Source organism: Mycobacteriales bacterium (assembly GCA_036497565.1).
Classification (GTDB): Bacteria; Actinomycetota; Actinomycetes; order Mycobacteriales; family QHCD01; genus DASXJE01.
Genome location: DASXJE010000033.1, coordinates 1 through 9,033, shown reverse-complemented (window position 1 = coordinate 9,033; position 9,033 = coordinate 1). Strand labels below are relative to the sequence as shown.

The 9,033-nt window shown below is 67.4% G+C and carries 9 protein-coding genes; 4 read left to right on the top strand and 5 right to left on the bottom strand.

The features are described 5' to 3' along the window. Positions 1 to 16: 16 nt before the first annotated feature. Complete coding sequence (locus VGH85_03205) at positions 17 to 379, top strand: hypothetical protein (protein ID HEY2172799.1); 363 nt, start codon at positions 17 to 19, stop codon at positions 377 to 379. Between the two features lie 3 nt (positions 380 to 382). Here the strand turns inward: VGH85_03205 and VGH85_03200 are convergent, their stop codons facing one another. Both VGH85_03200 and VGH85_03195 read right to left on the bottom strand, forming a co-directional pair. Then, positions 383 to 1,219, bottom strand: coding sequence for a family 1 encapsulin nanocompartment shell protein (locus VGH85_03200; protein HEY2172798.1), 837 nt, complete (start codon positions 1,217 to 1,219; stop codon positions 383 to 385). Between the two features lie 2 nt (positions 1,220 to 1,221). Next, positions 1,222 to 1,833: a hemerythrin domain-containing protein gene (locus VGH85_03195; GenBank protein HEY2172797.1), complete on the bottom strand. Its 612-nt coding sequence runs from the start codon at positions 1,831 to 1,833 to the stop codon at positions 1,222 to 1,224. A gap of 79 nt (positions 1,834 to 1,912) precedes the next feature. Here VGH85_03195 and VGH85_03190 point away from each other — a divergent pair, with 79 nt between their 5' ends. Then, positions 1,913 to 2,302, top strand: a complete 390-nt coding sequence (locus VGH85_03190; protein ID HEY2172796.1) for a VOC family protein — start codon at positions 1,913 to 1,915, stop codon at positions 2,300 to 2,302. A gap of 108 nt (positions 2,303 to 2,410) precedes the next feature. Here VGH85_03190 and VGH85_03185 read toward each other — a convergent pair whose 3' ends face one another. Genes VGH85_03185 through VGH85_03175 form a run of 3 tightly spaced genes read right to left on the bottom strand, consistent with a single transcriptional unit; the run spans position 2,411 to position 6,672 of the window. After that, a complete protein-coding gene (locus VGH85_03185) occupies positions 2,411 to 3,307 on the bottom strand; it encodes a carbon-nitrogen hydrolase family protein (protein HEY2172795.1) in 897 nt (298 codons plus the stop codon). Positions 3,308 to 3,331: 24 nt separating this feature from the next. After that, a complete protein-coding gene (locus tag VGH85_03180; GenBank protein ID HEY2172794.1) occupies positions 3,332 to 4,999 on the bottom strand; it encodes an amidase in 1,668 nt (555 codons plus the stop codon). Next, positions 4,999 to 6,672 (bottom strand): histidine kinase, encoded by a 1,674-nt coding sequence (locus VGH85_03175; protein ID HEY2172793.1) that lies wholly within the window; start codon positions 6,670 to 6,672, stop codon positions 4,999 to 5,001. Before VGH85_03175 ends, VGH85_03180 begins: the two co-directional genes overlap by 1 nt. Before the next feature lie 241 nt (positions 6,673 to 6,913). On the opposite strand from VGH85_03175, the gene VGH85_03170 reads away from it, so the two are divergent. Further along, on the top strand, positions 6,914 to 7,642 hold the full coding sequence (locus VGH85_03170; protein ID HEY2172792.1) for a GntR family transcriptional regulator: 729 nt from the start codon (positions 6,914 to 6,916) through the stop codon (positions 7,640 to 7,642). A 240-nt stretch (positions 7,643 to 7,882) separates the two neighbouring features. Next, positions 7,883 to 9,033: glycoside hydrolase family 3 N-terminal domain-containing protein (locus VGH85_03165; GenBank protein HEY2172791.1), on the top strand; the 1,151-nt coding region annotated here is incomplete at its 3' end.

Sequence of the window (9,033 nt, the reverse complement as noted above, 5' to 3'; positions counted from 1 at the left end):
CTCGAAGGAGATCCACATGACAGTGAGTTCATTCAGCGACCTGCCGCTTGCCGATCGTTCCCGACGCTGGAACGGCGGCGCGGCCGAGAAGCGCGTCCGCAAGTGGGCTGATGCCCAGGACGGGCCGAACGCCAAGTACCGCAAGGCCCACCTGTGGTACGACGCCAAGAAGAAGGACGAGTTCACCGGCTACAAGCTGCTCATCGCCGATGTCATTGACGGTGACCTCAAAGCCGTGCCACGCGCCATCATCGCGGCAGCGGGAATCGTCGACGGCGCCCGGGGCGGTCTCAACGTCCCGGACGCCGATCTGCCGAAGCTGCGCCGTCATCTTGGCCGCTACTACAGCAAGATGGATGAGCAGCCACCCTGGAAGTAGCCGTCAGGCCAGCGCGACGGCCGCATCGGGTTCGACGACGCGGAAGGTGAACGACTCCTCGAGGTAGAGGTGGACCTGGTCGGTGTCGTGGTGGCTGTAGCCGATGGAGATGTCCTGCCCGACGTCGAGCAGGAAGTCTCCGCCACGCTGGCTGGCGACGACGGCACCGTCGATGCCGGGCGTCCAGAGCACCGTGCCACCGAGAATGCGGGTGAGGTGGTCAAGCAGCAGATAGCCGCCGTGCTCGGTGGTTTCGATGATCCGCGTGTAGAGCGCCGGACTCAGTGCCAACGTGTACGGGCCTTCGACGCCGGCGCTGCGCAGCCGGTCGACGGCGACCGCGACGACGTCCGGGTAGCGGCCGCAGTCCGTGCCGAGCTCGGCGCCGGAATGGGACGACGCCGTCGCGATGCCCTCGATGCCGGCGGCGGCCCAGCCGTGGAACACCGCCCGATTCTCGATCAGGGCTGCGGCGTGGGCAGCGCGGTCGAGGTCGTCGAAATCGGGGTCGAGCGCACCGCGCTGGATGTCGTCGATCTCCGCACGGGCGACGGTGAAGGGCACTCGCACCTCGGTCAGCGGCAGCACCCGCCGTTGCCGGGCCCTGACCCCGCGCGTAGCGCCGGCGGCCGCATCCGCGGCGCCCGGCGGTGAGTCAAGGTTGGCGGTGCGTCCGAGCGGCATGGCGTCGTGCTCCCAGCCACCGGAACCGCTCCAGTCAGCCAGCCGGCGGGCACTGAGCAACGGGGTGAGCCGATCGCGGGCCTCGTCGTCGACGACCTTCCAGGCCTTGGACGGGATCGGCGCCAGATCGCGGAGCAGATGGTCGGATGCGGTCATCATCATCGTCCTCTCAGGCTGCCGATACCCAGCGACACATCGCGGCTACCGTCCTCGTCGCTGACGGCGGCGGCGTCCGCCGCGACCGCATTGGCCTCATTGCTCTCGATGGTGTGGACGTACCCGGCGGGATCCTTGTCAGAAACGTCCAGACCCTCAGGGGTGGGGTGCGCGGCGAGGAACTCGGCGAACCGGGCGCCCAGGGCCTCACGGAGCCCGGCCGGGGCATGGAGCCGGAAATCGGCCAGCCCTTCGCGTTCCTCTTCGGCCATGTGTTCGTCGTTGGCCGCGCGGGCCTGCCCGACCGCGTCCCACCACTCGTCGGTGCCGACCGGGTGACGCGCCGCGCTGTGCAGGCCGTCGCGGATGTCGTTGTGATCGCCGATGGCATCGAGGGTCTCCGCCTCGGGGTCCTCACCCTTGGCCAGCAGCTGCGGGTAGAAGATCTGCTCTTCGGCGATGGCGTGCACGTCCAGCCGCGCGGCGAGCGGCCCCCAGAGGCCGCGCACCGAGTCGACATCGAGCGGGCTGCGGGCTTGCACGTCGTCCAGCGCGGCGAACTGCTCCCGGAACCAGGTGTGCTCGTCGAGGATGAGCGAGGTGATGTCCGGCACGAGACCACCGTAGCCGAGCGGACCGGGCCGTTAGCAGCAAGATGGCTTTGCGGACCGGACATCTGGGTAGGGCTACGGCGTGCATAAGAGTCGTATCGGCGGGGTCTTCATCGACCACCCGCCGTCGTCCTTCCAGGCGAGCCTGGAGTTCTGGCGGGCGGCGACCGGCCGGCCGCCCCCCGATCAGCCATCCGGCGATGACACATACCAGCCGGTCGGCCTGTTCGGGGGCCAGCTCCTCATCGAGCTGCAGCAGGTGGGGGTCGAAACCCGACCCCGTGTACACCTCGACGTCGACACCGACGACGTGGAGGCGGAGGTACGCCGGCTGGAGAGCCTCGGAGCAACCCGGCTGGAGAGCTACGACGATGGCCGCTACTGGCAGATGGCCGACCCCGGAGGTCTGGTGTTCTGCGTGATACCCCCGCACACCCTGGACTTCGAGGAGCAGGCGACGACCTGGCCGTGACCGGCCTGGCCCGCCTGTCCCACCTGACCTAGCAGGACCAGGCCACCCGACCGCCGCCCGACGGCCGGGTGACCCGAGTTCTCCGACGCGGCACCCGCCGCACCCGGGTCAACCTCCCGCCTCGTCGGCCGGCCAGCGGCCCGAAACGGCGGCGTAGGTCTCCGGTCGGCGGTCCCGCAGCAGCCGGGCTCCGCTGAATCCCGCGTATGCCTCCTCGATGCCGCCCGTGACGTCGATCGTGGCCGTCGCCATCGACTGCTCGGCGGTTGCTCCTGTGGTCGCCACGACGCGACCGTTGGGGTCGATGATCTGACTGAGACCGAAGAACTCCAGCCCGCCGAGCGGACCGGCGAAGTTGGAGGAGACGAACCATCGCGTGTTCTCCGCGGCGCGGACCCGCTCGTACAACGCGTACTGCTCGAGGTTGAGGCTGGTGTCGAAGGACACCTCGGCAGGCTTCATCGACCAGGCGGTGGACATGACGAGGATCTCGGCGCCGCGCAAAGTCAGCTCCCGGCACGACTCGGGCCACGCCTTGTCGTAACAGATCAGCATGCCGATCCGCCCGAGCGGTGTGTCGAATACCGGCCAGTCCGCCCCACGCTGCCAGATGACCTGTTCAGTGATGCCGACGTGCACCTTGCGGTAACTGCCGATGTGGCCGTCCGGGCCGGTCAGCACCATCGTGTTGTAGAGCATGCCCGGTACGTCGGTGCGCTCGGTCAGCCCGAAGATCACATGCACCCCGCGTTCCCGGGCCCGGTCGGCGATCGCCTGCACGCTGGGGCCATCCGGCACCGGCTCGGCGGTCGCGTAGACATCCCGCAGCACCGCGGTCTGCGTGTCCCGACCGGCAGCCGACGGATAGCCCTGCAGGCTCACCTCCGGAAAGACGATGAGGTCCGCGCCCTGGTCGGCGGCCGCGTCGATGCCGGCCAGGTGGTTCTTCAGACTGAGGTCCTTGTCGAAGTTGCCCGACAGGGCGTACGTCGCGATCGTGATCATGACTCTCCTCGGATGATGGGTCGGTCAGGCGGCGCCGATCAGACCGTCCCGGTCACGAGCCGGGATCCCGCCGGCCCGGGTGGGCACGACGGCGTCGAACGCGAGCATCGGGTCGATCTCACCGAGTGACCGGTAGAGCCCGTCCGCGGAGCGGCGCAGCGCGGCGTATCCGGCCACGATCGCGGCGCGGTCGTGCTCCGGCGGGTGCAGAGCCGAGGCGCGCAGCAGGGCGTCGACCCGCTCGGCCTCCTCGCCGTCCGGCACCGCGACCGGCGGGTAGCTCGGCATCATGCTGCCGAGGCTCTCCGGGCGCAGCGGCGGCAGGTAGCGGTGGAAATCGGTGAGCCGCTGGAACGCGTGGGCGACCCGGAGCACGGTCGTCTCCTCCATCGGCCGGCCGACGATCTGCAGGCTGAGTGGCATCCCGTCGGCGGTGAACCCAGCCGGTACCACCGCGACCGGTAGGCCGACGGTGTTCCATGCGCCGGCGAAGAGGGTGCCCATGACGTCGCCGAGATCCAGCGATCCGTAGAGGGGGGCACCGGTCGACGCCAGCGGCATCACCAGCACGTCAATGTCCTCGAACATCTCGGCGACCCGGTGGACGAGGTGCCGGCGCAGCCGCTGCGCCTGGACGACGTCGCCCGCGGACAGTAGTGCGCCCTGCGCCAGGAATCGGCGCGTCGCCCGGCCGTACTCCGACCACCGCCGCTCGAGATCCGGGCGGTGGTAACCGAAGGCCTCGGCGAGCATGGTGATCATGTCCACCGCGACCAGATCCTGGTAGCAGTCCAACTCGACGGTGCTGGCCCGCGCGCCGAAGGCGACGAACGACTCGACCGCCGCCGACAACGCCGGGCGCATCGCCGGATCAGCGATCGGTGCACTGTCCAGCACGCTGTACTCGGCACCGATGCGCAGTCCGTTGAGGTCGCCGCAGAGTCCGTTGAGGTAGTCGGGTACCGGCTCCACCTTGGAATACGGATCGGTGGCATCGTGGCCGGCGAGTGCCTGCAGCAGCACCGCACAGTCGGCCGCGCTGCGCGCCATCGGCCCGATGTGGTCGAGGGAGTAACCCAGCGGGACGCAACCGGACTTCGGCACCCGTCCGAAGGTGGGCTTCAGCCCGCTGATCCCGCAGTAGGCCGCCGGGATCCGGATACTGCCTCCGGTGTCGGTCCCCAGCCCGCCGAGGAACAACCCGGCGGCGACGCCGTTCCCGGTTCCGGAGCTCGATCCGCCGGTCCAGGCATTGAGGTTCCACGGATTGCGCGGGATGGGGAACGGCTTGTCCGGGTCCGGCAGGCCGATGGCAAATTCCATCGTCGAGGTCTTGCCCATGATCACCGCTCCGGCGGCGCGGAGCCGAGCGACCACGACGGCGTCAGTCCGCGACCCCCAGTCGGGGTCGAGGATGAGGCTCTGGGCTGTGGTTGCTCCCTCGCGGGTGGTGATGATGTCCTTGATCCCCAGGGGAATCCCCTGCAACGGGCCCCGGTCGATGCCCGCCGCGAAGTCGGCGTCGGCCTGTGCGGCCGCGGCCAAGGCGGTCTCGTCGTACCGGCTCAGGAACGAGCCGAGTCGCGCGTCGCACTCGTCGGCGCGGGAGAGCATCGAGGCGGTCAGCTCGATCGACGTCGTCTCACCGGACCGCAACGCCCGAGCCGCATCGAGAATCGTGTCCACCGGCATCAGTCCACCTCCGAAGTTGCGCCGACCGGGGTCCGCCCGTTCGGCTGGGACGTCCCCGACAGGACCGGGGTCGGTAGATCCACCACACCGGCCGGCTTCTTCTTGCAGGCGTCGTGGCAGGTTCCGTCGATGCTGCAGCACAGCGAGCAGATGGCCCCGGTGTGGAAGGGGCACATCGCCATGTCGATGCGGTCGTAGCTGCCGCCGCAGACGACGCACTCCACCTCGGCGTCGCCGGTGTCGGGCAACTCGCTCGTGCGGGCGATGTAATAACGGCCCTTCGTCGCCCAAGCGATCACTGGCGGCACCACCAATGCGACACCCAGGGCGATGAACGAGGACAACTGCTTCGCGGTCGGGCCGAATACCCCGGCGTAGGCCACGAACGACACCGCGGCGGCGATGAGCATCGAGCCGAAGCCGACCGGGTTGAAGTTGTAGAGGTGGGCTCGCTTGAACTCCATGATCGGCGGGCTCAGCTTCAGCAGCTTCTTGTTCAGGACCAGGTCGGAGACCAGGCAACCGATCCAGGCCACGGCGAGGTTGGAGTAGACGGCCAGGATCTTGTCGATCTGGTTGAAGACGCCGGCCTCCATGATCACCAGTCCGATCGCGACCTGGAAGACCAGCCAGTAGACCCGGCCGGGGTGACGGTGCAGCAGCCGGGAGAAGAAGTTCGACCAGGACAGCGAGCCCGAGTAGGCGTTCATGATATTGATCTTCAGCTGGGACAGGATCACCAGCGCCACCGCGAGGACCAACGCCAATTCACCGTGTCCGAAGACCCGACTGAATGCCTGGTCGAACATCGTCACAGGGACGTCGGCGAGCGCGACACCGGTGCGCGGGAGGGCGTACGCCGTCAGCATGAGACCGGCGACGAAGGCGAACATCGTCACGATCACCATGCCCGGTCCGCCGAGGACGACTGCCACCCACCACGAGCGGCGGTTCGTCGCTTCGCGGTCCGGCATGAACCTCAGGTAGTCACCCTGCTCGCCGATCTGCGCGACCCCGGAAAGGAGAGCGGCCGCGATGGCCAGCATCACGATGCCGGAGAAGGGGACGCCGGAGGACGAGTGATGGGCACCCCCGCCGAGCAGGGTCATCTGGTGGAAGATCCCCGGCGTGGTCGCCACGGAGATCAACGCGACGAACAGTAGCCCCATCCACAGCGGCTGGGTCCAGGCCTGGAATTTCGAGGTGAAGCTCATTCCGTAGATCACCAGCGGGACGATCGCGACGCTGACGACGACGTAACTCCATCGGATCGGGATCGGCGTGACCGCCGTGACGGCTTGCGCCATGATCGCGCCCTCGAACGCGAGATAGATCAGGGTGAACGTCGCGTAGACGAGTGACGTCAACGTCGACCCCAGATAGCCGAATCCCGCGCCCCGGGTCAGCAGGTCGATATCAAGATTGTGTCGTGCGATATAGACGGCCAGCGGAAGGGCGGTGGCGAAGATCACGATCACCGACACCGCGGTTCCGCCCAGCGCGTTCGCGAAGCCGAAGTTGAGGGCGTAGCCACCGCCGATCGCGTAACCGGCCATCGCCGCCAGCGAGCCGATGGCGGTCAGCCATACCTGCCAAGGCTTCCATTGTCGAAACTGCGCTGGCGCGTAGCGGAGTGAGTAGTCTTCTTTCGAGGGATCGTCGGCGAAGCGCATCGGGCCTGGCACCTCCGTCGTGGGAATGATGCCGTGACCCTAGAAAGCGAATGTTGCAGCCGAATTGCCTCCGGATCTCACCGCGTTACGCCGTTCGTCCGTCCACTGTGGACCGCTCTGACCTGGAGTTTCTCTCTTGTGCAGCGACGCAACGCCGCCTGCAGCTCGTCGAGAAACAAAGACGAAACATCTGGTCCCTATTGTCGCTGACGTGACCTCACGGGACGACGAGAGTTCCCGAGTGACCGACCTGCTCTACGAGGCGGTACTGGCCGGCCAATTCCAGGTCGGCGCGGCGCTTCCGACCGAGCGCGACCTGGCCGATGCATTGCAGACCAGCCGCAACTCGCTCCGGGAGGCACTTCGGCGGATGGCGCTCGCCGGGCTGGTGCGGCGGCTGCGCGGTCGCGGCACTTACGTGACCAGTCACTCCCCGATCCAGCGTATCGACCAGCCACGCTTCTTCGAGCGCGCATTCGCGCCGGCACCGTCCACCGCGACCGCAGAGCCACGATTCGGCTTCCGCGTGTTGGGCGCGCGCCATCTACCCGGGTCCGCCGTTCTGGCGCACCTTCTCGGCCACCCACCGGGCACGCCCGTGATCCGGCTCGAACGCCTGGTTCTGGTTGCAGGCCGACCCGTCGGCCATTGGACCGCCTACGTGCCATGCCTGCCCGACGACGACCGAGATCTGACACCGTGGCAGGTCCCGGTACCGTTTGAGGATCTCATTCATCGGCATTGGCCCGATCGCCCGCTCACCGAGCATCTCGCACTGCAGGCGAGGTGGCCGACCCCCACCAGTGCTCGCCACCTGCGGATCGGATCCACTGACCCCGTGCTCGTCCTCCGCCGTCGGTTCGTCGACGACGCGCAGCAGGTGGTGGCGCTCTGCGTTGGTCACTGCATCGAGCCGGCTGCATCGTTCGAGGTGCGCCGACCCGTCACGGCTCTTTCACCGACGCAGTAGTTGAGTATTTCAAGTAAAAAGCAAACATAACTCTCGCGCCTTCGCGCCCGGCGCAGTGTCTAAATCGATCAACTCCCGATAAGCAAATATTCTGTAAGGCCGCTGTCCTGATCTCGAATACGGACACTGGGTCGACTTCCGACGGACTGCCATTGTTCCATGGCCGCAGCCTCCATGATGTTCACGCTAAAGCCAATCTGGGACTGAATACCTGGTCCCACGTGTGCCCGGGAGACGAACATGGCCTGTCGCCGCCGCCTTTCTGTTTTTCCACTGTTGTTGGCGGTTTGCCTTGTCCCGGCGGCGGGCGTTGCGCTGTATCCGGCAGCGGCGAATGCGTCACCGAACTGCCCGTGGCTCGGCCAGTCGGCCTCCGTCGACGTTCGGGCGGCCGAGGTCGTGGCGCAGATGACGCTGACCGAGGAAATCGGGCTGCTGGGACCACGGTGGGGCGTCACGAAGTACGAGAACTACGTGCCCGGTATAACACGGCTCTGCATTCCGGCATTGACACTGCAAGACGGTCCCGCCGGCGTCGCCGCAGTCACCGGCGGCGTGACCCAGCTACCTGCACCGATCGCCCTCGCTGCCACCTGGAACACCGGCTGGGCCGACGCTTATGGCCAGGTACAGGCAACCGAGTCGCGCGGCAAGGGCATCGACGTCGTCCAAGGACCGGACATCAACCTTGCGCGCGTCCCGGAGGGTGGCCGCGTGTGGGAGATGTCCGGCGAGGATCCCTACCTCACCGGCAAGATGGCGGTCGCGGACATCAACGCGATACAACACCAGGGCATCATGGCGATGGCGAAGCACTACGTCGCCAACGACCAGGAGGCAGGGCGTATCGGGCTCGATACGCGGGTGAGCGACCGGGCGCTGCGTGAGCTCTATCTGCGACCGTTCCAGACGGCTGTTCAGGACGCGCACGTCGCCTCGAGCATGTGTTCCTACAATGCGGTCAACGGTCCCCTCGCCTGTCAGCATGAAGAGCTTCTTTCGTCAGTCCTCAAAGGGGAATGGGGATTTCCGGGCTTCATGCGGTCAGACCTTGGTGCGGTGTCCGATACCGGTGCCGCCTTTAACGCCGGCATGGACTGGATGAAGACCGCCGACCCGGTCGGGCTGACCGCAGCAGTTCAAGCCGGCCGGGTGCGGAAATCTCGGATCGACGACGCGGTCCACCGGATCCTGCGGGAGATGTTCGCCTACGGAATCGTCGACCACCCGCTGACCGGGACACTGGATGATGTCGTGACCAGCGCGCCGCATACGGCCACCGCCCGCTCGGTCGCCGAGGACGCGACAGTGCTGCTCAAGAACGGCGGGGTTCTGCCGCTGAACGCAGCGACGGTCGGCTCCATCGCCGTCATCGGGCCGGACGGCGGGAC

Bases quoted from the DNA above. Each gene is read 5' to 3' on its own strand.
- VGH85_03200 (HEY2172798.1), bottom strand. From the start codon at position 1,219: ATGACCGCATCCGACCATCTGCTCCGCGATCTGGCGCCGATCCCGTCC.
- VGH85_03175 (HEY2172793.1), bottom strand. From the start codon at position 6,672: ATGCGCTTCGCCGACGATCCCTCGAAAGAAGACTACTCACTCCGCTAC.
- VGH85_03205 (HEY2172799.1), top strand. From the start codon at position 17: ATGACAGTGAGTTCATTCAGCGACCTGCCGCTTGCCGATCGTTCCCGA.
- VGH85_03185 (HEY2172795.1), bottom strand. From the start codon at position 3,307: ATGATCACGATCGCGACGTACGCCCTGTCGGGCAACTTCGACAAGGAC.
- VGH85_03180 (HEY2172794.1), bottom strand. From the start codon at position 4,999: ATGCCGGTGGACACGATTCTCGATGCGGCTCGGGCGTTGCGGTCCGGT.